The 21,177-nt window shown below is 42.4% G+C and carries 27 protein-coding genes; 19 read left to right on the top strand and 8 right to left on the bottom strand.

Annotated elements, in window-relative coordinates; all coding sequences use genetic code 11:
• Positions 1–3: 3 nt before the first annotated feature.
• On the bottom strand, positions 4–1,227 hold the full coding sequence (locus D7V32_RS10925; RefSeq protein WP_120402909.1) for a class I SAM-dependent methyltransferase: 1,224 nt from the start codon (positions 1,225–1,227) through the stop codon (positions 4–6).
• A 101-nt stretch (positions 1,228–1,328) separates the two neighbouring features.
• Here D7V32_RS10925 and trhA point away from each other — a divergent pair, with 101 nt between their 5' ends.
• Together trhA and D7V32_RS10915 are read left to right on the top strand one after the other, a co-directional pair.
• Positions 1,329–1,976: a PAQR family membrane homeostasis protein TrhA gene (gene trhA, locus D7V32_RS10920; RefSeq protein WP_120402908.1), complete on the top strand. Its 648-nt coding sequence runs from the start codon at positions 1,329–1,331 to the stop codon at positions 1,974–1,976.
• A 146-nt stretch (positions 1,977–2,122) separates the two neighbouring features.
• A complete protein-coding gene (locus tag D7V32_RS10915; protein ID WP_120402907.1) occupies positions 2,123–3,436 on the top strand; it encodes an MFS transporter in 1,314 nt (437 codons plus the stop codon).
• A gap of 72 nt (positions 3,437–3,508) precedes the next feature.
• On the opposite strand, the gene D7V32_RS10910 is transcribed toward D7V32_RS10915, so the two are convergent.
• Both D7V32_RS10910 and D7V32_RS10905 read right to left on the bottom strand, forming a co-directional pair.
• Positions 3,509–3,859, bottom strand: a complete 351-nt coding sequence (locus D7V32_RS10910) for a hypothetical protein (protein WP_120402906.1) — start codon at positions 3,857–3,859, stop codon at positions 3,509–3,511.
• 156 nt (positions 3,860–4,015) lie between these two features.
• Entirely contained in the window at positions 4,016–5,026 is a 1,011-nt protein-coding gene (locus D7V32_RS10905) for a metallophosphoesterase (RefSeq protein ID WP_120402905.1), read from the bottom strand.
• A 104-nt stretch (positions 5,027–5,130) separates the two neighbouring features.
• Here D7V32_RS10905 and D7V32_RS10900 point away from each other — a divergent pair, with 104 nt between their 5' ends.
• Positions 5,131–6,759: a phospholipase D family protein gene (locus D7V32_RS10900; RefSeq protein WP_120402904.1), complete on the top strand. Its 1,629-nt coding sequence runs from the start codon at positions 5,131–5,133 to the stop codon at positions 6,757–6,759.
• 2 nt (positions 6,760–6,761) lie between these two features.
• On the opposite strand, the gene D7V32_RS10895 is transcribed toward D7V32_RS10900, so the two are convergent.
• Positions 6,762–7,580 carry a lysophospholipid acyltransferase family protein gene (locus tag D7V32_RS10895; RefSeq protein WP_120402903.1) on the bottom strand — a complete coding sequence of 273 codons (819 nt, stop codon included), beginning with the start codon at positions 7,578–7,580 and terminating at the stop codon, positions 6,762–6,764.
• 190 nt (positions 7,581–7,770) lie between these two features.
• Here D7V32_RS10895 and D7V32_RS17710 point away from each other — a divergent pair, with 190 nt between their 5' ends.
• The 7 genes from D7V32_RS17710 to D7V32_RS10865 all read left to right on the top strand — a co-directional run bounded on the left by D7V32_RS17710 (position 7,771) and on the right by D7V32_RS10865 (position 12,054).
• Positions 7,771–7,899, top strand: coding sequence for a hypothetical protein (locus tag D7V32_RS17710; RefSeq protein ID WP_265936383.1), 129 nt, complete (start codon positions 7,771–7,773; stop codon positions 7,897–7,899).
• Positions 7,900–7,968: 69 nt separating this feature from the next.
• Positions 7,969–9,300, top strand: a complete 1,332-nt coding sequence (hflX, locus tag D7V32_RS10890) for a ribosome rescue GTPase HflX (RefSeq protein ID WP_120402902.1) — start codon at positions 7,969–7,971, stop codon at positions 9,298–9,300.
• Positions 9,301–9,344: 44 nt separating this feature from the next.
• A complete protein-coding gene (locus D7V32_RS10885) occupies positions 9,345–9,716 on the top strand; it encodes a hypothetical protein (protein WP_120402901.1) in 372 nt (123 codons plus the stop codon).
• A 10-nt stretch (positions 9,717–9,726) separates the two neighbouring features.
• On the top strand, positions 9,727–10,401 hold the full coding sequence (locus D7V32_RS10880) for an LrgB family protein (protein WP_120402900.1): 675 nt from the start codon (positions 9,727–9,729) through the stop codon (positions 10,399–10,401).
• A 101-nt stretch (positions 10,402–10,502) separates the two neighbouring features.
• Positions 10,503–10,949: a DUF2147 domain-containing protein gene (locus tag D7V32_RS10875; RefSeq protein ID WP_120402899.1), complete on the top strand. Its 447-nt coding sequence runs from the start codon at positions 10,503–10,505 to the stop codon at positions 10,947–10,949.
• A gap of 157 nt (positions 10,950–11,106) precedes the next feature.
• The gene (locus tag D7V32_RS10870) at positions 11,107–11,556 is read left to right on the top strand and encodes a DUF2147 domain-containing protein (protein ID WP_120402898.1); all 450 of its coding nucleotides are present in this window, start codon (positions 11,107–11,109) and stop codon (positions 11,554–11,556) included.
• Positions 11,557–11,604: 48 nt separating this feature from the next.
• A complete protein-coding gene (locus D7V32_RS10865; RefSeq protein ID WP_120402944.1) occupies positions 11,605–12,054 on the top strand; it encodes a DUF2147 domain-containing protein in 450 nt (149 codons plus the stop codon).
• A gap of 61 nt (positions 12,055–12,115) precedes the next feature.
• On the opposite strand, the gene D7V32_RS10860 is transcribed toward D7V32_RS10865, so the two are convergent.
• The 3 genes from D7V32_RS10860 to pdxA are packed head-to-tail and all read right to left on the bottom strand — an operon-like array spanning position 12,116 to position 14,763.
• Positions 12,116–12,955 carry a symmetrical bis(5'-nucleosyl)-tetraphosphatase gene (locus tag D7V32_RS10860; protein ID WP_171407641.1) on the bottom strand — a complete coding sequence of 280 codons (840 nt, stop codon included), beginning with the start codon at positions 12,953–12,955 and terminating at the stop codon, positions 12,116–12,118.
• Positions 12,952–13,764: a 16S rRNA (adenine(1518)-N(6)/adenine(1519)-N(6))-dimethyltransferase RsmA gene (gene rsmA / locus D7V32_RS10855; RefSeq protein WP_120402896.1), complete on the bottom strand. Its 813-nt coding sequence runs from the start codon at positions 13,762–13,764 to the stop codon at positions 12,952–12,954. The genes D7V32_RS10860 and rsmA overlap by 4 nt, the downstream gene beginning before the upstream one ends.
• Before the next feature lie 30 nt (positions 13,765–13,794).
• On the bottom strand, positions 13,795–14,763 hold the full coding sequence (gene pdxA, locus D7V32_RS10850; RefSeq protein WP_120402895.1) for a 4-hydroxythreonine-4-phosphate dehydrogenase PdxA: 969 nt from the start codon (positions 14,761–14,763) through the stop codon (positions 13,795–13,797).
• A 451-nt stretch (positions 14,764–15,214) separates the two neighbouring features.
• Between pdxA and rplM the strand changes: the two genes are divergently transcribed.
• Together rplM and rpsI are read left to right on the top strand one after the other, a co-directional pair.
• Positions 15,215–15,643, top strand: coding sequence for a 50S ribosomal protein L13 (gene rplM, locus D7V32_RS10845; RefSeq protein ID WP_120402894.1), 429 nt, complete (start codon positions 15,215–15,217; stop codon positions 15,641–15,643).
• Between the two features lie 12 nt (positions 15,644–15,655).
• The gene (gene rpsI, locus D7V32_RS10840; protein ID WP_078190115.1) at positions 15,656–16,042 is read left to right on the top strand and encodes a 30S ribosomal protein S9; all 387 of its coding nucleotides are present in this window, start codon (positions 15,656–15,658) and stop codon (positions 16,040–16,042) included.
• A 75-nt stretch (positions 16,043–16,117) separates the two neighbouring features.
• Here the strand turns inward: rpsI and D7V32_RS10835 are convergent, their stop codons facing one another.
• On the bottom strand, positions 16,118–16,348 hold the full coding sequence (locus tag D7V32_RS10835; protein WP_120402893.1) for a hypothetical protein: 231 nt from the start codon (positions 16,346–16,348) through the stop codon (positions 16,118–16,120).
• Between the two features lie 158 nt (positions 16,349–16,506).
• Between D7V32_RS10835 and D7V32_RS10830 the strand changes: the two genes are divergently transcribed.
• The 7 genes from D7V32_RS10830 (at position 16,507) to D7V32_RS10800 (ending at position 21,129) form a co-directional block, all read left to right on the top strand.
• A complete protein-coding gene (locus tag D7V32_RS10830; RefSeq protein WP_120402892.1) occupies positions 16,507–17,160 on the top strand; it encodes a glutathione S-transferase N-terminal domain-containing protein in 654 nt (217 codons plus the stop codon).
• 8 nt (positions 17,161–17,168) lie between these two features.
• A complete protein-coding gene (locus tag D7V32_RS10825) occupies positions 17,169–17,597 on the top strand; it encodes a ClpXP protease specificity-enhancing factor (RefSeq protein WP_120402891.1) in 429 nt (142 codons plus the stop codon).
• A gap of 19 nt (positions 17,598–17,616) precedes the next feature.
• The gene (locus tag D7V32_RS10820; protein ID WP_120402890.1) at positions 17,617–18,261 is read left to right on the top strand and encodes a hypothetical protein; all 645 of its coding nucleotides are present in this window, start codon (positions 17,617–17,619) and stop codon (positions 18,259–18,261) included.
• Between the two features lie 428 nt (positions 18,262–18,689).
• A complete protein-coding gene (locus D7V32_RS10815) occupies positions 18,690–19,049 on the top strand; it encodes a roadblock/LC7 domain-containing protein (protein WP_120402889.1) in 360 nt (119 codons plus the stop codon).
• Between the two features lie 98 nt (positions 19,050–19,147).
• Positions 19,148–20,134, top strand: coding sequence for a hypothetical protein (locus D7V32_RS10810; protein WP_120402888.1), 987 nt, complete (start codon positions 19,148–19,150; stop codon positions 20,132–20,134).
• Positions 20,135–20,151: 17 nt separating this feature from the next.
• A complete protein-coding gene (locus D7V32_RS10805) occupies positions 20,152–20,694 on the top strand; it encodes a GTP-binding protein (RefSeq protein WP_120402887.1) in 543 nt (180 codons plus the stop codon).
• A 9-nt stretch (positions 20,695–20,703) separates the two neighbouring features.
• The gene (locus tag D7V32_RS10800; RefSeq protein ID WP_120402886.1) at positions 20,704–21,129 is read left to right on the top strand and encodes a roadblock/LC7 domain-containing protein; all 426 of its coding nucleotides are present in this window, start codon (positions 20,704–20,706) and stop codon (positions 21,127–21,129) included.
• Positions 21,130–21,177: the final 48 nt, after the last annotated feature.

The raw sequence follows: 21,177 nt of genomic DNA, 5'->3' as shown, positions 1-21,177 counted from the left end.
TCCTCAGCACTTGCAGCCAATATTCTGCTGATCCCATTGATCATTCAGCAGCAGCTCCAATGAATGCTTTTGAATACCATACATTTCTTTTAAGGCATGAATTTGAGCCAGCACTGCAGCATCTGGTTCTGCAGCCTGATTACGCTTGACCGCCAAAATCATTTTATTTTTACTGGTATGCTCAAGGGCAACAAACTCAAAAACCTTCGTTTCATAACCATGAGCTTTAAGCAACAAAGCACGAATTGTATCCGTCAGCATTTCAGCTTGCTGGCCCGCATGAATCCCGAACTGCAGCATTGGTGATAAGACTTTTGGCGCTTCCAGCTGAGGACGCAGCTCTTTATGGCAGCACGGCGCGCACATAATCATTTGCGCATTTAAGCGGATACCTGTGTGAATAGCAAAGTCTGTCGCCACATCACAGGCATGCAGCGCAATCATGACATCCAGCTGCTCTGGATCATAAGTACGCACATCACCTTGGAAAAAATCCAGCTGTGTAAACTTGGACTGCGCCGCCACATTTTTGCAAAACTCGACCATTTTCGGGTTCAGCTCTACCCCTGTCACAAAAGGTGTTTGCTGATGCTTCGCTAAATAATCATATAAAGCAAAAGTGAGATAGCCTTTACCAGAACCGAAGTCCACCACATGCAAAGGTTTGCCATCCGTTTTAATTTGATCCAGCGCGCCTGCACAAATTTCCACAAATTTATTAATTTGTTTCCATTTGCGCGCCATGCTTGGAATGATTTGCGCTTTGGCATCGGTAATGCCTAAAGGCTGCAGAAATAAGCTGCCTTGGTCCACATAGCGGTGTTTGCTGCGGTCATGGTGCGCAGCCGCTGCTGCCGTATTTTCAGCAGCGGCTGTTTTCTTCGTGACCGCAAGCATGGCTTTTTTCTTATTTTTCTTCAGCTGCAGCTCTTCACTGGCCGTGATTAAATTCGCCTGCCTGCAGCACAGCAGCAATTCAGTGACTTGCTGCAGCGCATGATCTAAAGAATAGTTTTTTGTCACATCTTGAGTCTTATAACGGTATAAACAGCTGAGGACTTTTTCATTTTGTACAGAAATGACCCGCAGAGTCATTTTTTCCAATTGTTCAAGTTCGCCTTTATATTGGCTCAGGATTAAGCGATCAAATTGATTCGATTCAAGCGCTTGCTGGAACGTTTCTAAAAATTGCTGTTCCTGCGGGAAGAGTGTAGCCAAAACGGACATAAGGTAAACCTGAAAATACTTAAGCTAAAGTTTAAATCTTCTTACGCTAAATGCAAAATTCAATTACTATACACATGTATATTTAAAATGAGCGACACAAAATGGTAAATAACGCTCCACTGCTTCCAGATTATGACCCGCGTGAAGAACGCTTAAACTTTCTTAGCCATGGCTTAGGCGCATTATTAGCACTTATTGCCGGTATTTTATTGATTATTAAAGGCTCTTATCTGCCATTCGGTCAATGGATGGGTCTGTGGGTATATGCACTGAGTATGATTTTGCTGTTTTCTGCCTCTACATTATATCATTTGAGCACAACAGCAGACCGGCGCTATTTCTATAAAAAGCTTGACCACACAGCTATCTATTATTTAATCGCAGGCACTTATACCCCTTTTCTTGCAATCGCCATTCCAACAGCGAAAGCACAATATTTGCTGATCGCGCTATGGGTGATTGCTCTTATTGGAACACTATTCAAGTTAATTTTCATTAACCGTTTTCAGAAATTTTCACTTATTGCCTATTTGGTGATGGGCTGGCTGGCCCTGCTGGTCATGGATGATATGAAAGCATTTTTATCCGATCAATCTTTAACCTTACTGGTCATAGGCGGCCTTGCATACACCATCGGCGCATTGTTTTATGCGCTAAAAAAGGTAAGATACACACACGCTATCTGGCATATTTTTGTATTGATAGGCGCAGGATCACATTTCCTGTCGATTTATCTTTACGTGGTATAAACCGCTGACACTACATTTTTTAGTGACCCTAATCCCGTAGTCTGTAAGCAGGTCTTTCGTATTTTTTTAAGAAATTACGCCTTTTTTAAAAAGATTACGCTTTTAAAACTAAGTTCTATTATTTTTAGTAAGTGTAAGGTTTCCCCATGGCGTCATCAAATACTGCTGCCACTGAACAGCAGCCAGCTAATTCAAAAGCACGTGTACTTACCGCAAGTCTGGTAGGTACAACAATCGAATTCTTCGATTTCTATATTTATGCCACTGCGGCTGTCATTATTTTCCCTTACTTGTTCTTCCCTGCAAGTACCGATCCAATGACCGCCACGATTCAGTCTTTGGCTACATTCGCAATTGCATTTATTGCCCGCCCGATTGGCGCAGCACTGTTCGGCCATTTAGGCGACCGTATCGGCCGTAAAGCCACCTTAGTTGCAGCTTTGCTGACAATGGGCCTTTCAACCGTTGCCATTGGCCTGCTCCCTACATATGGTCAAATTGGCATCGTTGCACCGTTATTATTAGCACTGTGCCGTTTAGGCCAAGGTCTAGGTTTAGGCGGTGAATGGTCAGGCGCAGTATTGCTTGCAACTGAAAACGCGCCTGAAGGCAAACGCGCATGGTACGGCATGTTCCCGCAGCTGGGCGCTCCAATCGGCTTCATTCTTGCGACGGGTTCATTCCTCACACTGGGCCACTTCATGTCTGAAGCAGAGTTTATGCAGTGGGGCTGGCGTATTCCATTTATTTCAAGCGCGCTGCTTGTGATTGTCGGTTTATGGATCCGCTTGAAACTTCATGAAACACCAGCTTTCCAAAACGTTCTGGATAAGCAAAAAGAAGTGAACGTACCTTTTGTACAGGTTTTCAAAAAGCATTCTAAAATGCTCGTATTAGGCACAATCGCTGCCATCTGTACGTTTGTTGTATTTTACCTGACAACAGTATTTGCACTACAATGGGGTACCAAACAGCTGGGCTATACACGTGAAGAATTCCTGCAGCTGCAGCTCGTTGCAACACTGTGTTTTGCAGCCTTCATTCCGCTTTCTGCTGTATTTGCAGAAAAGTTTGGCCGTAAAGCGACATCCATTGGCGTATGTGTCGTTTCAGCAATTTTCGGTATTTTCTTTGCCGACATGCTTGAATCTGGCAGCACGCTGATCGTGTTCCTGTTCCTCTGTATCGGCCTTGCAATTATGGGCTTAACCTATGGCCCTATCGGCACTGTACTGTCTGAGATTTTCCCGACATCTGTCCGCTATACAGGCTCTGCTTTAACATTCAACTTAGCTGGCATCTTCGGCGCATCATTTGCACCCCTGATTGCAACAAAGCTTGCTACTGAATATGGCCTATATGCTGTAGGCTACTATTTAACAGCTGCCTCGATTTTATCACTGATTGCATTCCTGCTTATTCGTGAAACTAAAAATGACGATGTAAACAATCAAATCTAAGATTGCTGCAGACATAAAAAAGCCAGTTCATGACTGGCTTTTTTTATAGCTGCAATTATCTTTGTACAAAACTTATGGCGCTGCCTGCTGCACATCATCCATCATCAGCTGATATGTATCTGCAAATTGAGCGCGGTCACCGCCAGCATTGTAGTAACTTGGCACCACAAATGTCACCAGCTGCTGATGATCATCACTGAAATACAGCACATTCACCAAAGCTTCCACCTCTGTTTCCATAATGCCGTTTTGTGTCACCAGCTGCTCAAATTTCTGATAAAACTGCGATGAAAAATCTCGGCTGCCGACCTCAGATGCAGCTTTAAACTCCTGTACAAGCCGCACGAGGCCTCGCTCTAAATCAGCCGACTGCAGTTCAGTTTGACCAAACAACGTCCCCACTTCTTTATAAAATTCCGACATCGCATTCTTCTCTTATTTTAGGCCGTAAAGAACATGCATATAAGCATGTTTCTGCAGTATAGGTTTAAAGACCGATGACATTCTCACAGTCTAAAAACCGGTCCCTGCAACAGCATTACTATAATAATTTTTTTATTCAAAAAACAATCAGCTGCATCAAATCAATTCAATAATATCGATAGTCGGCGGTACACGGAACCTGAACGGCACACCAACCATTCCCGTACCGACTGTCACAAACACATCGGCATGTTCATGGCGGTACAAGCCCTTTTTATGGCCTAAAATAGAGACCTTTTTCATCACATAATCGGTCAGCCACGGCAGCTCAACCTGCCCGCCATGTGTATGTCCTGACAGCATCAGCGGACGGGCCGGCAGCTTTGGCACCATATCCACCGTATCCGGATTATGCGATAAAATGACCCATGGCTTATCTTGCGGAAGCTGAGGCATAAAGCGCATATCCGCTTTGCCAGCCCACAAGTCGCCAATGCCAATCAGCCTGAATTCATTAAACTCGACCACCTGACCTTCGATATCCATCACTTTATTTTCTTGCAGCGCCCGCTGCAGCAGCGCATGAATCGGAGGTCCCGGATATTGCTCATCATGATTGCCATTCACCGAATATACAGGCGCATTAATTTCTTTCAGCACTGCCAATTCTTCTGCCAATTTATTTTCCGGCTCATAAGTCCAGTCCCCGGCAACAACAACCAAATCAGGCTTCTGCTCATTTAATTTTTTAACCATCATTTTTAATTGGCGTTCATGCCCTGAAAACAGGCCAATATGCAAATCGGCAATTAAAGCAATTTTAACTGGCTTCAGCATTTTACGGTCTTCATGCAGTGGATATTGCATGTGATGCACCTGTATGCAGTGCGGCTCTACAAAACGCGCATAGCACAGCAGCCCCGTAATCAGAAAAATAAACAGCGCTTCATGTATCGAATAATAGCCGCTCCAGCCCGCATAGAAGCTGAAAAAGAACAGCGGAATGAGCAAATAAGATAAATAAAAAGCCAGCAAATGCACAAAGGCTTTAAAAGGATGTATGGTTTCCGTGCGTGATTGGCTCAGCCAAGCTTGAGACACCGCCCAAACGGCCAGCAAGCCCATACCAATATAAAAATACATCACAACGGAATTGGTTTCCCACATAGTGCAGCGCAGCCTCTAGATCTATCTGAATTCGCATTCAATGTATTTATCTTTTCATAGCTCACAATTATACTCAATTCTATTTTTTAAGTTTCAGTCCAAGTATGACTTCAGATCAAGCGCCAGTGCCTGCCGCGCCGCAGCGAACTTATAAAAACACTCAAAATACGGCGCTTCTGATCAGCTGCACACTCATATTTGGAATATCGGGCTGCTCTACGCTGCCTAAACAAATACCGCAGCCCGTAGAATATGGTTTCAGCACGCCAACCGAACAGACTTCTCTGGGCAAAATCATCACTCCGCTGCGCGAAGCCAATCCAGGCTTAACCGGATACCGCATTTTGTATGATCCGCTTGAAGCCCTGGCAGCGCGTTTAGAGCTGATTAATAAAGCCGAAAAAACGTTAGATCTGCAATATTACATTTGGGACAATGACAAAATTGGTTCAATGGCGCTGCATTCGATTATTCAAGCAGCCGACCGCGGCGTCAAAGTCCGCCTGCTGATTGATGACAACAATGCCAAACAAATGGAAGGGATTTATTTAGCGCTTGACCAGCACAGCAACATTGATGTGCGCCTTTATAACCCTTACCGCTTCAGACATTACCGCGCTATGGATATGGTGCTGAACCTCAAGCGCATTAACCGCCGCATGCATAACAAAAGCTTTATTGCAGATAATCAAATCGCGCTGATAGGCGGGCGCAACATGAGCAACCAATATTATAACGTCAGTGATAACTACCAATTTTCAGATGTAGACGTCATGCTGGTTGGATCTGCATCTGATGAAATCGTGCATTCATTTGATGAATACTGGAATGACGACTACGCCTTCCCCGTCAAACAGCTGGTTAATCCGCGCCATTACACACTGCGCTTTGAAGGACTAAAAGAACAGCTGCAGCTGCATGATCAAGACGTTTCTGTACAAAACTACTTAGATTTAGCCAACCGCTCACATGCCTTTGACCATTGGCTGAATCACAGCATTCAGCTGGATTGGGTCAAAGCGGAGGTGGTTAAAGATTCACCCAGCAAAATTAAAGCAAAAGCCAAAAAAGAAGAACATCTGAATTTCCAGCTGCTCAACCGTTTAGATAAACCAACCCAAAGTGTCGATATTATCTCTGCCTACTTTGTGCCAGAAAAAAAGGGCGCGCAGCAGCTGAAGGAATTAGCGGATAATGATGTGAAAGTCCGCATCCTGACCAATTCATTTAAAGCCAATGATGTCCCAGTGGTACATGCTTTTTATGCCAAATACCGCCAAGACCTGCTGGAAAATAATGTCAATCTATACGAATTTCTGTCCACCCCAGACAGCGAAAATTTAAATATCAATACTGAAGAGTTGGCCAAAAAAGCCAAAGTCAGCATTAAGGGCCTCAGCCGCTCCAGCCTGCATGCAAAATTGATGGCGCTAGATGAAAAACAAGTCTTTATCGGCTCTTTTAATTTTGACCCGCGATCAGCCTATTTAAATACTGAAATAGGTGTCTTGCTGGACAGTCCGCGGCTGGCTAAGGCCGTGCATCACACCATGGATGAAAACCTCAGCAAATATGCTTACAAGTTAGTGCTGGACGCCAACAAGAAAATGAATTGGGAAATTAAGCTTGCTGACGGCAGCATCCGCACTTATGTCAGGGAACCCAAAATGAAATGGTGGCAGCGCGCCAGCATGAAAGTCATTGCATGGCTGCCAATCGAAGGTTTTATGTAAGCTTAACTGGCAATCGGCTGCTTCAGCACTTTTTGCTGCAGCTGAGCTAAGCCATCAACCATATGCTGCTGTACAACGGCCGTTAAACTTTCTACTGTGTGCCCTGCGGAATCAATCGCCGGAAGCGTCATTAGATGCGCAGTCACTTGCTGCATTTCCAGCACATTTTGCACATGTTCCGCGAAACCGATATCATCAATATACGGCGCAACCATATCCAGCTCGCCATGCTGATTCACATAGCAGATTAAACAAATCTGCACTGGCCGCTGCGCATCAATTGCCGCGCCTAGCAGCCGGCCATGTACTTTTTTAATTCGGGAGCCGTCCGAAGTTGTTGCTTCTGGGAAAAACAGCACGGGACTGTCTTGCTTTAAAAAGTCAGTCATTTGCTCACGGATCCGCAGTGAATCGCCCGAACCGCGTTTAATAAATAAAGTGCCGCCGCCTTTCGCCAGCTTACCCAGCACAGGCCATTTTTCAATTTCAGCTTTTGCAAGAAAAAAGACTCGAGCGCCTGAGCCTAATACGGCCACATCCAGCCATGAAATATGATTGCTGACCCACAGTGCAGGCTGACGCGGAATTTCCCCATGCACTTGCACATTAATATTAAAAACTTTACACAGCTTACGGCAGAAATACTGCACATAACGCGTATTGCTGGGATTGTTCGGATCCTTATACAGCTGATGACGAAAAACTAAATAGAAACCCTGACTGACAGCCCCCAGCATGGCAATCACCTTTTTCGTGTAAAGCGCAATACGGGAAAAACCTTTTGGAGACACAGCAGTATTCGGTTCTGTAAGTTGAGTCATAAAATTATCACTGGCAGTAAAATGGCTTATTTAGGGCGGCTATAGGACCTAATTTTCACCATACTATACCGTTCGTTTGTTTTTTGCATTGATCATAAAAACCGAAAGACCGCATCATTATTCCCCATTTCAATCGTTTATAAAAATTAATTATTATAAAATAATTGAATAAAAAGATGATTATGTTCAAATGAATTTCCAAGACACTGCGCCGCAAAACATCTCGGCAGGGTCCGTTTTAGGCACGGCTGGCAGCTTAGCCTTTGCCTATTGTGCTGTCATGCTGGTATTTGCGATTGCTTTTTCACGTGCAATTTAAGGCTGTGCAAATCCACCGCTGTACCGTATTTTCGCCTAGAATAGAGCTTTCATTAGGAGTTTCTGCTGCGTGGATCAAATCAATCAACAGCAATATGGTGAACGGGTTATTTTAGTCAGTGTAGCTGTCAGCATGCTGGATGACCTCGATGCCGAAGAATTTAGCCTGCTTGCGCAATCAGCAGGTGCAGAAATTCTGCAGCATCTGCATGCCAGCCGCATCAAACCTGATGCAAAGCTGTTTGTTGGTTCTGGCAAAGCCGAAGAAATTGCGGCCATTGCACAGGCAGAAGAAGCTGATTTAGTCATCTTTGATCATTCGCTCACGCCAGCTCAAGCGCGTAACCTTGAATATATTATTCAATGCCGTGTAGTTGACCGGACCGAACTTATTTTAGATATTTTTGCACAGCGCGCCCGTACTTATGAAGGCAAACTTCAGGTTGAACTGGCGCAGCTGCAGCACATGTCCTCGCGCCTGATCCGCAGCCGCGGCAATCTGGACAGCCAAAAAGGCGGTATTGGCCTGCGCGGCCCCGGTGAAACCCTCCTTGAAACAGACCGCCGTTTATTGCGTATCCGCATGGGCCAGCTGAAAACACGTATTGAAAAAGTTCGCCAAACCCGTTTGCAAGGCCGTGTTGCACGCCAAAAAGCTGCAGTGCCGACCATTTCGTTAGTCGGCTATACCAATGCAGGCAAATCAACCCTATTCAATATTTTGGCGCAAAGCGATGTTTATGCTGCCGACCAGCTATTTGCCACACTAGATCCAACGCTTCGGCGATTAGAGTGGGATGGCATAGGCAATGTTGTTCTAGCGGATACCGTTGGTTTTGTCCGCAACCTGTCTCACTCACTGGTTGAATCATTCAAAGCTACATTAGAAGAAACACTAGAAGCAGCACTTCTGCTGCACGTCATCGATTCCAGCAGCCCTGACATGCTGGAACAGATTGAAGCGGTCGAAAAAGTACTGAAAGAAATTGGCGCCGATGTGCCCATATTGCGCGTCTACAACAAAATTGACCAATCTGGTGAAGATGCCAAAATTGTTTATGCACGTCCAAATGAACCAGAACGTGTCTATGTTTCTGCACATTCAGGACAAGGTTTAAACTTCTTAGCGCAAGCGGTGCAAGAATGCCTGATGGGGCAAGTGCAAAGTTTTGAACTTTGCCTAAAACCCGCGTATGGCAAGCTTCGTACACAGCTATATGGCCTTAATGTTATTCAAACTGAAAATTATGATGAACTGGGTAATCTTCATTTGCATGTCATTATGGCGCCAAATAAACTTGAGCAGCTGATCAAACAAGCGCATTTGCCTATAGATGAAATACTAGGAGAACGCGCTAATCAGTTCAAACATCCGCTGGAAGAGTTTGAAATTGACACGTAAATCAGTTAAAACGTGACAAATACAATTTTAATGAAAATTCAAAAATGGACTGGATCAAGGCGCTCGACTGGAAAGCTTGGATAGGCACAATTTCACTGATTATTCTGTTCCGTGAAGGAGCAGTATGGCTAATGTCTCAATTCAGCCACCCTGAATTAGGCAATTTAACTGGCTTGCTCAGCCTTTTGGCCGTATTGCTGCTTTGGCGCAAATACAAAGCCGTGCCTGCCCGCCTGGTCGACACAAATAATAAAATCATGAAAGAAAGCGCTTTTGCCTTCCTGCCTATCAGCGCAGGTTCATTACTGATGATGATGCATATGGGCAAAGAAATACCGCTTTTTTTAACTGTACTGGTGGTCAGCACACTGATTCCGCTTTGGATTTACGCAATCATAGCTAAAAAGTGGCTTTAGGAGAACACGGATGATTTCTATTTTATATGCGTTTGCATTAACGCTAGCCGGCTATTTAGCAGCAAAGCCCATAAATAAAAAATTGCCGCAAATTCCAATCATTGTGATTGCCATGATTTTAATCATTGCACTGCTGGCGCTGTTCGGGATTCCTTATGAAGACTATATGGCGCAAGTCAATCCGCTGTTTAATCGCCTGCTCGGCTATGTAACAGTAGCATTGGCCATCCCTTTAGCCGCCATGCGTTATGATGACCTCCCATTAAAAGCAGTCATCGGCATTTTGTTTTTTGCAAGCATCAGCGCAGTGGCGCTGCCAATGGGCTTGGCCTATCTGCTTCATCTGTCAGATTCAACTATTATGGCTTTTGCCACCCGAGCCGTGACAACTCCAATTGCGATCAATATTGCCACTTTGCTCGAAGCTCCTATTAGCCTCGCAATTTTAATTGTGATTTTATCTGGCGTAATTGGCGCGGCTTTATCACCATTATTACTGCGGCACATCAATGACGAACGCGCTTCTGGGCTTGCGCTTGGCTTAGCAGCGCATGCGATTGGAACAGCGCAAGCATGGCAGCGAGGCAGTATTGCAGGCCGTTATGCTGCATTTGGCATGGCGGTAAATGCTGTTTTCACAGCCATTTGGCTGCCATCTTTTATCACATTTCTTAAGTTTTTGTGACTGAGTGATCATTTTTATAGCGTTGTTTTTCATTAAATTCCAACCTATACTCCCATAAGCTAATGAATGAATTAATTAATTAAATTATAGGTAATTTGAAAATGCGTAAGCTGCAATTTTTATCTGCAATACTTTTCAGTTCATTATCAGGTTTTGCCCTAGCGAAAGATCTGAACGGTACATGGCAAAACATTGACGACAAAACAGGTTCACCGAAAGCCTTACTTGAAATCCGTAAAATGCCCAATGGATCTTATAATGCTAAAGTGACTAAAATCACGCCGCGTGCAGGTTATACACCGCGTGAAACTTGCGCTAATTGTCCTGCGCCATATACCAATAAACCCATTTTAGGTTTAGATGTCCTGACTGGTCTAAAAGAAACAAAGGAAGGCAATTATGACCACGGAAAAATTCTAGATCCACTGACAGGCAAAATTTACAGCACCAAAGCTAAACTCAGCCCTAATGGCAATCGTTTAACCTTACGCGGCTATGTCGGCGTATCTGCACTTGGCCGCAGTCAAACATGGATCCGTCAGGATTAATCATTTGACATAAAAAAGTTGAATTTCGTCACATTTTTCTTGGCAAAATTTAAATTCTCTGAAATTTCGGCTAAAACCTGTTGCGCATTTACATATTCTTACCTAACATGAAGTTAAGTTCAAAGATTGAACAGCTGTCAGAAAAGGAAGAATAACAATGCAGAAAACAATGAGATGGGCATCGTTAATTGGTTTAGCAATGATCAGCAGCGCTGCCTTTGCTCAAGATCTAACAGGTATTTGGAAACAAATTGACGACAAGACTGGGTCACCAAAAGCGTTGATTGAAATCAAAAAAGATAGCAATAGCACTTTCAGCGGCAAAATTATCAAAGTAACGCCCCGTCCAGGCTATACACCTAAAGAAAAATGTATAAATTGTCCGCCGCCTTATAAAGATCAGCCTATTTTAGGTTTAGAAGTCTTTAAGGGCTTAAAACATGAATCTGAAAACATTTACGAAGACGGTAAAATTTTAGATCCGCTATCCGGCAAAATTTACAACCTTAAAGGCAAGCTGACCTCAAATGGTAAACGCTTGCATTTAAGAGGCTATATTGGCATATCCGCAATTGGCCGCACTCAAACATGGATCCGCCAAGAATAACCCCGAACTAACATCAGCATGCTCAGATCATACAGGGATGAAAATATGATGAAAAAGCTTAAATTCAGCGCATTTCTATTTGGTGCAATGTTGGCAGGTTCTGCTGCTGCAGAAGATTTATCAGGTTTATGGCAGCAAATTGATGATAAGTCAGGCTCACCTAAAGCGCTGATTGAAATCCGTAAAGAAAGCAATGGCTCATTTACGGGTAAAATCATCAAAGTAACGCCTCGTCCGGGCTATACACCGCAAAAAACCTGTAATAGTTGCCCTGCACCTTATACAAATCAGCCAATTTTGGGTATGGATATCCTTACTGGCTTAAAATCTATAAACGGCACAGCCAACTATGACAAAGGCCGCATCATTGACCCGCTATCAGGCAAAGTATATGACGCAAAAGTTCGGTTAAATGCCAACGGCAAGCGTTTAAGTTTACGCGGCTATATGGGCGTTTCAGCACTTGGCCGCAGCCAAACGTGGATTCGCCAAGACTAAATCCAGCTGTATGCATGACATAAAAAAAGCCACATTCAATGTGGCTTTTTTACCGTTGCATTTAAAACATCGGATTATCAACAGCAATTAAAGCTTTATCTTCTAAACGATATGCCAAAAGCTGATGCCCCCAAACACAGCCGCCATCCACATTTTGAATATTTTCAGAAATGGTTTTGCCTTGTAAAGCAGCCCAGTGGCCGAAAATAATCTGATGCGTCTTAGCAGCTTGCGACTGAAACTCAAACCAGGGCTTAAAACCTTCAGGCATCGGATCATCCAGCGAATCTTTAAAGCTGAACTCTAAACGGCCCTCTGCATCTGTTAAACGCATACGGGTTAAATAGTTGGTAATGCAGCGCAAACGCTCACTGCCTTGCAAATCATCTGACCATAGCGAAGGTTTCTTGCCATACATATCATTTAAGAAATCATCCACTACAGCAAAGTCATCATTCGCAATCACTGCTTCAACTTCTTTCGCCAAAATAGCAGCCTGTTCTGCCGTCCAGCAGCAAGGAATCCCAGCATGTGTCAGCACGGTTTCATGATTTGGAAATAGACACAGCGGCTGTTTGCGAAGCCAGTCTATCAGATCATCGCTTTCCAGCGCATTAATCACATCTTGGGTATTGTCTTGTTCTTTAATTGGCTTAATACCGCGCGCAACTGCCAGCAAATTTAAATCGTGATTGCCAAGCACTGTTGCAGCCGAGCCGCGTTCAACTAATTTTTTAATGAAACGCAGCGCGCCAATCGAATTCTCCCCGCGCGCAACAAGGTCACCTGCGAACCAGATAAAGTCTTGGTCAACATCAAATTGAATTTCTTTCAGCAGCGCTTTCAGAGCTTCGAAACAGCCCTGTACATCGCCAATGACATAGTTATAACGCGCCATCAGTTAATCACTTGATCAGCAAGCGCAACAAACTGCGCTAAAGTCAGTGTTTCAGGACGCGCCATTGGATCAACACCTGCCTTTTCAAAACCGTCTTCAGCCAGCATGCCTTTTAAACTGTTGCGTAAAGTTTTGCGGCGCTGCGTAAAGACATGCGACACTAAACGCGCTAAAGCTTTTTCATTTTTTGCCACAATTGGCTTGTCTGCATAAGGTTCTAAACGGAACACTGCAGATGTAACTTTTGGCGGCGGATTGAACGAACCTGGCGGTACTTCAAATAAAAACGTCGGCTTGCAATAATACTGAATCATGACTGACAAACGGCCATATTCCTTCGTATTCGGTGATGCCGTAATACGGTCAACAACCTCTTTTTGCAGCATAAAGTGCATGTCTTTCACTTTGTCGCCAAATTCCAAGAGATGAAATAACAGCGGTGTAGAAATGTTATACGGCAAGTTGCCCACAACACGCAGCGGACGTCCTTCTTGAAACAGCTCAGTAAAGTCGTATTTCAAAGCATCTGTTTCTACTATGGTCAAACGCTCAGGGTGCGGTACACGGCCTGGCAGCCCAGCAGCCAAATCACGGTCAAGCTCCACAACAGTTAAAGCATCACACTCACCGATTAAAGGTGATGTTAAGGCTGCCAAACCAGGGCCAATTTCAACAATATTGTCTCCTGTACGCGGATTAACCGAGCGCACAATTTTTGCAATGACACGCTGGTCATGTAAGAAGTTCTGCCCGAAACGCTTGCGCGTGTGGTGCCCTTCATCTTTCGGGTTTAAGGCATTAATCTGATACATAGACATTTCCAACGTGTAAATAAGACAAAATCACTGACGCGCTAAATCCAGCGCAAGATCCACAGCCACATGCAAGCTAGAGCATTTCGCAAGGCCTGTGCCTGCGAGGGAGAGCGCTGTGCCGTGATCGACAGAGGTGCGGATAAACGGCAAGCCTAAAGTAATATTGATGGCTTCACCAAAGCCCTGTGATTTTAACACAGGTAGACCCTGATCGTGATACATCGCTAAAACTGCATCTGCATCTTTTAAATTTTCAGGTGTAAACAACGTATCGGCAGGTAAGCTTAGGCTCATCTCAATACCTTGCGCCCGATAAGACTCAAGCACAGGATTAATCACCTCTATCTCTTCCATGCCCAAATAGCCATCTTCCCCTGCATGCGGGTTCAAGCCGCAAACCAAAATACGCGGCTGATCTTTTTTAAATTTTGTTTTTAAATCATGAATGAGAATATCAATCACTTGATGCAAACGCTCTTTAGTAATTGCATCAGGCACATCTCGCAGCGGCAAATGCGTCGTTGCAAGCGCAACACGCAAAGTCTTGGTCGCAAGCATCATCACTACGCGAGGAACACCAGCAAACTCTTGATAATATTCGGTATGGCCGCTGAAATGAATTCCAGCCTCATTGATAATAGATTTCTGTACAGGCGCTGTGGTTACTCCTGCGCTTTTACCTGACATGGCATAATCAGCAGAGCGCCTTAATTGTTCCAGCACATACGCTGCATTGTTAGGATTCAGCTCACCCAAAATCACATGTTCAGCCAAAGGCACATGCTCAACATACAGCTGACCAATCTGCGCTGACTCAGCCTGCCCCTGATAATCAATCAGCTCAACAGTCTGATTCAGCACTTCAGCCCGCGCCCTCAGCATATCAACATCCGCCAAAACTACGATAGGACGTTCATCCGCACGGCTGGCCAAACTTAAACAGATATCTGGACCAATACCTGCAGGTTCACCGCTAGTAATATATAAAGGCAGCATGCGTTTATCCTGTATGTGCAATAGGCTTATTATACTGTGGGATACGCATGACGGGCTTAATTATATTTTCTAAAAACAAAGGGCCAAAATTAAAAATAAAACTGTGCAGCCTATATAGGATGATTTGAAATTGAATGTATTTAAATCAATGCAATGACCATAATGCACTAACGCCGAATGACTAAAATATAAAGCGGAGGATTTGTAATCAGCCAAAATAAAGCTTCAGATGAAGTTTTTATGAGATTAATGTTTGGCAGACTTTCTTTTTATCTGCTTTTTTTCGCATTTCTGAACTATATGCTGTTTATTGCTGAAGAAATATACTACAATACAGCGCTTGAAATTTGATATTTTCATTTGTGATTCTTCACATATTCGTTTAGAATCGCGTCTCCTTTTGTTTGGACAGATTCCATAGTCCAAACCAACTATAATAGGTAGTGGTTTAATGAAAACTCTCAGCGCTAAGCCAGCTGAAGTTCAACACGACTGGTACGTTGTTGATGCTTCTGGCAAAACTTTAGGTCGCCTTGCGACTGAAATCGCTCGTCGTTTACGCGGTAAGCACAAAACTTCTTATACTCCTCACGTTGACACTGGCGACTACATCGTTGTTATCAATGCTGAAGAAATTCAAGTGACTGGTAAAAAAGCGCTTGATAAGAAATACTATCGCCACACTGGCTTCCCTGGTGGTATCCGCGAAACTAACTTTGAAAAGTTAATCGCTCACAAACCAGAAGCAGTTTTAGAAAAAGCTGTTAAAGGTATGTTGCCAAAAGGTCCTCTTGGTTATGCAATGATCAAGAAAATGAAAGTGTATGCAGGTACTCAGCATCCACACGCTGCTCAACAGCCACAAGTTTTGGACATCTAAGGGATACAGCACATGGCTACTAATTATGGTACAGGTCGCCGTAAGACCGCAACTGCACGTGTTTTCCTATCAGCTGGTACTGGTAAACTCGTAATCAACAACCGTTCTTTAGAACAATATTTCGGTCGTGAAACTGCTCGTATGGTTGTTAACCAACCACTTGAGCTTTTAGAAGCTACTGAAAAATATGATCTTTACATCACTGTTGCTGGCGGCGGTATCGGCGGTCAAGCAGGCGCAATCCGTCACGGTATTACTCGCGCATTGATCGCTTCTGACGAAACTCTTAAACCTGCTCTTCGTCAAGCTGGTTTCGTTACTCGTGATGCTCGTGAAGTTGAACGTAAGAAACTTGGTTTACGTAAAGCGCGTAAACGTCCTCAATTCTCTAAACGTTAATTCGTTTACCGAATCGGACAAAAAACCTTGGCTTATGCCAAGGTTTTTTTATATCTTGATTTTTATGAAAATGAATCAAATAGAAACGATCCGATAAACAAAGAGACCCAAACTCGCAATTAAGCATATAACCGACAGTGTTAGTGTAATTGTACAAATGGTAATTTTACTTTTTTGTTCAGGGCTATCATCCTCTGCGCCATAATCAGAGGCATAACCTCCAGCGAGTGCCGTATAAAAGCCAATGCCCATAAAAATAACAGCAGCGAAAAATAATAATTTTTGTAAAAGTGCAATGGTCATCATGCGTGATGATCGGGTAAATGAATGACATGCCAATCTATCAGATAAAATAAAACAAAACTGTAATTTTCACTGTAGCGGCATTGATATTGCTAAAGTCTCCGTGATTTTACTGTCTAATTTTAGTATCCTATCTTATTCATTTCTCATCGTCTCGGATTATGTCAGTCGAAAATGCACCTCTCCAAGGGATTACGCTTTACAGTCATGCGGATGACTTTCGCTCACACTGGATACGCTATGTACTTGCAGAGAAGCAAATCAAACATAATTTAATTATTGCTGATGATGAAGACGAAGATCTTGCGAGTTTAAATCCCTACAATCAACTTCCGATGATGATTGAAAATGGCCTAAAACTCTATAACAGCAGTATTATTGCCGAATATCTGGATGACCGCTACCGTCAAAATAAACTGTATGCAGATGCCCCCATGCCTCGTGCAGAGCAGCGCCAATATGTTTGGCGCTTTGAGCAAGACTGGCTGAAACTTGCAGATATCATGCTTCGCCACCCAGATACACTCGATCTAAAAGCAAAAGAGCAAGCGCAGCAAAAACTTCGAGATACCCTTATTTCACTAACGCCTTTGTTTCAGCATTTTCCTTACTTCATGTCTGAACAATTCAGCATTTTAGACTGCATGTTAGCCCCTATCTTTTTACGTCTAAAATCCATGGGGATTGAATTGCCTGCAAAGCATTGCCGCCCAATTTTACTATACCGCCAACGTATATTTAGCCGCCCTGCATTCACTAAGTCTTTGACATTGCAGGAAAAAACACGCTATAGCGAATTTCTAACACATCCATAGGCCTTATCATGTCAGAACAAGAGTTGAATGTTTCACCTACACGCCCCTATCTTGCGCGCGCAATATACGAATGGATTTGCGATAACCAATTAACACCTCACATCTTAGTCGATGCAACTCAGCCAAATACCATGGTGCCGGAACAATTTATTCAAGATGGTCAAATTACTTTAAATTTAGCGCCTCATGCCGTGCATGCCCTGCACATGAGTAACGAAGCAATTACATTCTCTGCACGCTTTGGCGGTGTATCACGTGATTTATATATCCCGCTTTCAGCATTAATTGGCATTTATGCCCGGGAAAACAGCCAAGGGCTTTTCTTCGACCCAAGCGAGTACGAGCATATCCAAAATGATAAGAATGCTTTAAAATCAAGCAATGAAGAACAAGCCGAGCAGCCGAAAAAGAAACCTAGCTTAAGGCTGCTAGATTAAAAAAATATGGAGTGATGATATGGCTTTTGACTTAGTACAATATTTTACAGCGCAAATAGACAATCAAAAGCCAGAGCTTTTAAGCAAACTTCCCCGCAGTGAGCGCCTTGAGCATATTCAGGAAATCAACACACTGACCCTTGGTGAGCTTATTCGTCAATGGCGTGAAAATGATACAAAAGTTTATCAGGAAATCACCCACCCTGATCCGCTATATATACAAGAGGTTTCCCGCCACCTGACAACTTCAGCTGAAAATAAATCTGCCTTGCCTCTATTTCAGCTTGAAGAATTAACCAGCACTATTTTTTCACTGCAGCTGCATGAACTCAAACAGCTTCATGATACTGGCGGCCTCAATTTAAGCAGTGTTCGAGAGCTTCTTCTTGGGCAAATTGAACACCTGTCAGGGCAGTCTGATGATTGGGTTTGGTCAACAAATCAACTAATAGAACTGAAAGGCTCTAAACCAATTCAGCAAGAAGAGCTATCATTAGAAGCAACAATGAAGGAATTCAATCACATGGTTAACCAATCACATACCGATACAGAACACACGGCTTCAACCCCAGCCATTCCTGCATGGTCAAAAGTTTTAGAACCCGCTGTAGCAGTGATCATTTTATGGTTTTTATACTCAGCAGCTTGCAAAATGTTTGTGTAAATTAAGCATATACGGCAGATATAATAAAAAAGATCAGCATTTGCTGATCTTTTTTATTGCAAATACACTACGCTTATTAAAACCGAAACTTTGTTAACTTTTGTAAAATAAATTTAATTAAAAGCAAAATTTCAAGCATTTTGAAATCTGGTTACATTTATTTACATTGTAATTTAAGCTTTAAAACTTATTAATTTAGTTGGTTTTCCAACCATTTTAATATCAAAAATGCGAATCTGCTCACAAAAAGCCTGTAGCAAATCTTAACTTAAGCATACAAAAAATAATTCATTATTAACGTATTAAAATAATTTGATTGAAAAGAGAACTGCGCCTCCTATAATAAAAATTAAGTAATTAACCACAAACCTTAATTACCCGCTCAACATAATAAATAAACATGCATAACCTAAAAGAGAGAAATAACTATGGCTAAAGTATCATTAGATTCACTCACAAGTATTGATGGTTTTCATGCAGCAGCACTTGTAGACGGTGAAAGCGGTCTAGCACTTGCGACCCAAGGCGGCGGTGATATTGACCTTGAGCTGGCAGCAGCTGGAAACACAGAAGTTGTCCGCGCAAAACGCCGTGTAGCGCAATCACTGAACTTAAATGACACAATTGTGGACATTCTAATCACACTAGGAAAACAGTATCATTTAATCCGCCCGCTGGAAAAAAATGAAAACGTATTCCTATATTTGGTACTTGACCGTTCTAAAGCAAACTTAGCAATGGCGCGCCATGAATTAAAAGCATATGAAAAAAATCTAGATTTCAGTTGATTTCTAGCCCCCCCTATGATGTTCAAATACATAGGGGGGATTTTTATTCTCCTAAAATTTGAAGATTACTTTTACAGCAAGTTGAAAGAGAGATCAAAATGAATAAGCAATATATTAATATTGCCATCTCTGGTTTAAGTATTCACGATGCAGAAGAATTAAAAGGCCAGCTCAGCAATATTATAGAAAATAAATTCAACATCCAATGGAAAACAGCAACAGATATTAATTTAGACTGCTTATTTATTCATGAAAATTTCTTTGAAACTGAAGGAATTCAACGTATTTTAAATAATAAAAAATTTCCATGGCTAAAAATTGCGAAAAACAGCTCCCTTTCAGGAAAACTCGAAAATAATACTTTATATCTTCCTCTACACAGTTCTAATGATTTAAATCAATGGGTAGACCAATACATTATTAATAATGATTACACCCTTCCTTTAGATGAAGCTGCACCTGCTTTAAATAAAGCAGAATATGCAATACTTCCAGCCAATCACCCATACACTGAAAGTTTTTTTAGAGGGATGCATGATGCGGAATTACATAGCAAACTGATGCTTTCGGATAGTTCTGGGCCGATAGGCGTAATTGATATTGCCCAAAATTTAGTTTTTTGTAATGCTGAGCGCGAACAGTACCAAACAGATTTTCAATTTAAATATGATCTTGCATCAACAACAGACTTAATAAAAGTCACACGGAAAAACAGTTTCATTTTACAAGACTGGATTTGGAATCTATTTTGGAATTCACCCAATTTTTATCAAATTGCACCTGAAGATGGACATTACCGTATTCATTTTTGGCCAAAACCGCAAGATCAAACGAATAGAAAACTTATATTTCAATTATCTGCCTGTTTTATACAAGGCGCAAAAATATCCAAAATATCGGAACAGCATAATATCCCGCTTAAAATTGTTCGCCAATTTATTGCGGCCAATATGGCAGCTGGAAATTTAAGTAAAATTAATATTTGGGACAATCACTACAACCCGCCAGAAAAATCAGCAGAAAAACCTGAAGAAAATTTAATCAAAAGTTTCATCGGAAAAATACGCAGAAAATTCGGCTTCTGACAAATGGAGAATATTGTATGATTCTACAACAATATAAAATTGTATTTGCGGGTACGATGGGTGCAGGAAAAACGGAAGCCATTCGATCTTTATCAGATATTCCAGTACTGCTTACAGAAGCACTTAATACCGACCAGGCGAGTCATGAAAAAATGCAAACAACCGTTGGCATTGATTATGGTGAAGTGACCTTAGAAGATGGAGTCAAAATCGGTTTATATGGCACACCAGGACAAAACCGTTTCGATTTCATTTGGCCTGTTATCTGCAAAGGCGCTATCGGTGCAATCATACTGATTGACCATAATAGTGCAGAACCCCTGCAGGAATTAGAAAGCTACCTAGAAACCTTCCAGAATTATACTGACAATATTGCGATCGGCATTACCCATGTCGATGATCATGACAGTTCACACTCTCTTTCAATCTATAAAGAATGGCTTATTAAGCAAGATTTATTTTCACCATTGTTTTTTATCGATGCACGAAAAAAAGAAGATGCTTTACTGCTGCTAGAAGCACTTATCACAGCAGTTGAAGTTAACCACATTAGCGCTTAAGGAGAAATTATGTTTAATATTAAAGAAAAACGCACTGCTTCTCCTGAACTTTTACAAAAGGCCAAGCAAGAATTAAGCAATATTATATCCAATGTACGCGGTGTCAACTTTGTGATGGCCTGCTCTACTGATGGCTTTGAACTCGCAAGTATCCATAAACGTGATCATTACAATAACGGCAAACTTGCAGCTGTGAGCAGCTCTATCCTAGCTATGGTTAGTGCGTTTACTCAGGAAATTCATCTGACTGGCTGCCAGTCAATCACTCTGGATGCAGAAAATGGCAAAGCCATTTTATCCTCTGTTCCTGCCAAAAATCACCCCATGATCATTGTTGCATTGGCCGACAAAGATGTTCTGCTGGGACAGCTTCTATATGCCTTAAAAAATTCTAACAATGCAATTTTAAAAGCAGATTTAGCAGATGATGATTGAATGATCTAAGAGTGGCTTATATTTTTTACTGATTCCGTTTTCTATTTC

This window comes from Acinetobacter tianfuensis (genome assembly GCF_003611465.1).
Taxonomy (GTDB): Bacteria; Pseudomonadota; Gammaproteobacteria; order Pseudomonadales; family Moraxellaceae; genus Acinetobacter; species Acinetobacter tianfuensis.
Note: the sequence above shows the minus strand (reverse complement) of the source record. Positions and strands in the feature narration are given on the sequence as shown.

Bases quoted from the DNA above. Each gene is read 5' to 3' on its own strand.
- D7V32_RS10925 (WP_120402909.1), bottom strand. From the start codon at position 1,227: ATGTCCGTTTTGGCTACACTCTTCCCGCAGGAACAGCAATTTTTAGAA.
- trhA (WP_120402908.1), top strand. From the start codon at position 1,329: ATGGTAAATAACGCTCCACTGCTTCCAGATTATGACCCGCGTGAAGAA.
- D7V32_RS10915 (WP_120402907.1), top strand. From the start codon at position 2,123: ATGGCGTCATCAAATACTGCTGCCACTGAACAGCAGCCAGCTAATTCA.
- D7V32_RS10910 (WP_120402906.1), bottom strand. From the start codon at position 3,859: ATGTCGGAATTTTATAAAGAAGTGGGGACGTTGTTTGGTCAAACTGAA.
- D7V32_RS10905 (WP_120402905.1), bottom strand. From the start codon at position 5,026: ATGTGGGAAACCAATTCCGTTGTGATGTATTTTTATATTGGTATGGGC.
- D7V32_RS10900 (WP_120402904.1), top strand. From the start codon at position 5,131: ATGACTTCAGATCAAGCGCCAGTGCCTGCCGCGCCGCAGCGAACTTAT.
- D7V32_RS10895 (WP_120402903.1), bottom strand. From the start codon at position 7,580: ATGACTCAACTTACAGAACCGAATACTGCTGTGTCTCCAAAAGGTTTT.
- D7V32_RS17710 (WP_265936383.1), top strand. From the start codon at position 7,771: ATGAATTTCCAAGACACTGCGCCGCAAAACATCTCGGCAGGGTCCGTT.
- D7V32_RS10885 (WP_120402901.1), top strand. From the start codon at position 9,345: ATGGACTGGATCAAGGCGCTCGACTGGAAAGCTTGGATAGGCACAATT.
- D7V32_RS10880 (WP_120402900.1), top strand. From the start codon at position 9,727: ATGATTTCTATTTTATATGCGTTTGCATTAACGCTAGCCGGCTATTTA.
- D7V32_RS10875 (WP_120402899.1), top strand. From the start codon at position 10,503: ATGCGTAAGCTGCAATTTTTATCTGCAATACTTTTCAGTTCATTATCA.
- D7V32_RS10870 (WP_120402898.1), top strand. From the start codon at position 11,107: ATGCAGAAAACAATGAGATGGGCATCGTTAATTGGTTTAGCAATGATC.
- D7V32_RS10865 (WP_120402944.1), top strand. From the start codon at position 11,605: ATGAAAAAGCTTAAATTCAGCGCATTTCTATTTGGTGCAATGTTGGCA.
- rsmA (WP_120402896.1), bottom strand. From the start codon at position 13,764: ATGTATCAGATTAATGCCTTAAACCCGAAAGATGAAGGGCACCACACG.
- pdxA (WP_120402895.1), bottom strand. From the start codon at position 14,763: ATGCTGCCTTTATATATTACTAGCGGTGAACCTGCAGGTATTGGTCCA.
- rplM (WP_120402894.1), top strand. From the start codon at position 15,215: ATGAAAACTCTCAGCGCTAAGCCAGCTGAAGTTCAACACGACTGGTAC.
- rpsI (WP_078190115.1), top strand. From the start codon at position 15,656: ATGGCTACTAATTATGGTACAGGTCGCCGTAAGACCGCAACTGCACGT.
- D7V32_RS10835 (WP_120402893.1), bottom strand. From the start codon at position 16,348: ATGATGACCATTGCACTTTTACAAAAATTATTATTTTTCGCTGCTGTT.
- D7V32_RS10830 (WP_120402892.1), top strand. From the start codon at position 16,507: ATGTCAGTCGAAAATGCACCTCTCCAAGGGATTACGCTTTACAGTCAT.
- D7V32_RS10825 (WP_120402891.1), top strand. From the start codon at position 17,169: ATGTCAGAACAAGAGTTGAATGTTTCACCTACACGCCCCTATCTTGCG.
- D7V32_RS10820 (WP_120402890.1), top strand. From the start codon at position 17,617: ATGGCTTTTGACTTAGTACAATATTTTACAGCGCAAATAGACAATCAA.
- D7V32_RS10815 (WP_120402889.1), top strand. From the start codon at position 18,690: ATGGCTAAAGTATCATTAGATTCACTCACAAGTATTGATGGTTTTCAT.
- D7V32_RS10810 (WP_120402888.1), top strand. From the start codon at position 19,148: ATGAATAAGCAATATATTAATATTGCCATCTCTGGTTTAAGTATTCAC.
- D7V32_RS10805 (WP_120402887.1), top strand. From the start codon at position 20,152: ATGATTCTACAACAATATAAAATTGTATTTGCGGGTACGATGGGTGCA.
- D7V32_RS10800 (WP_120402886.1), top strand. From the start codon at position 20,704: ATGTTTAATATTAAAGAAAAACGCACTGCTTCTCCTGAACTTTTACAA.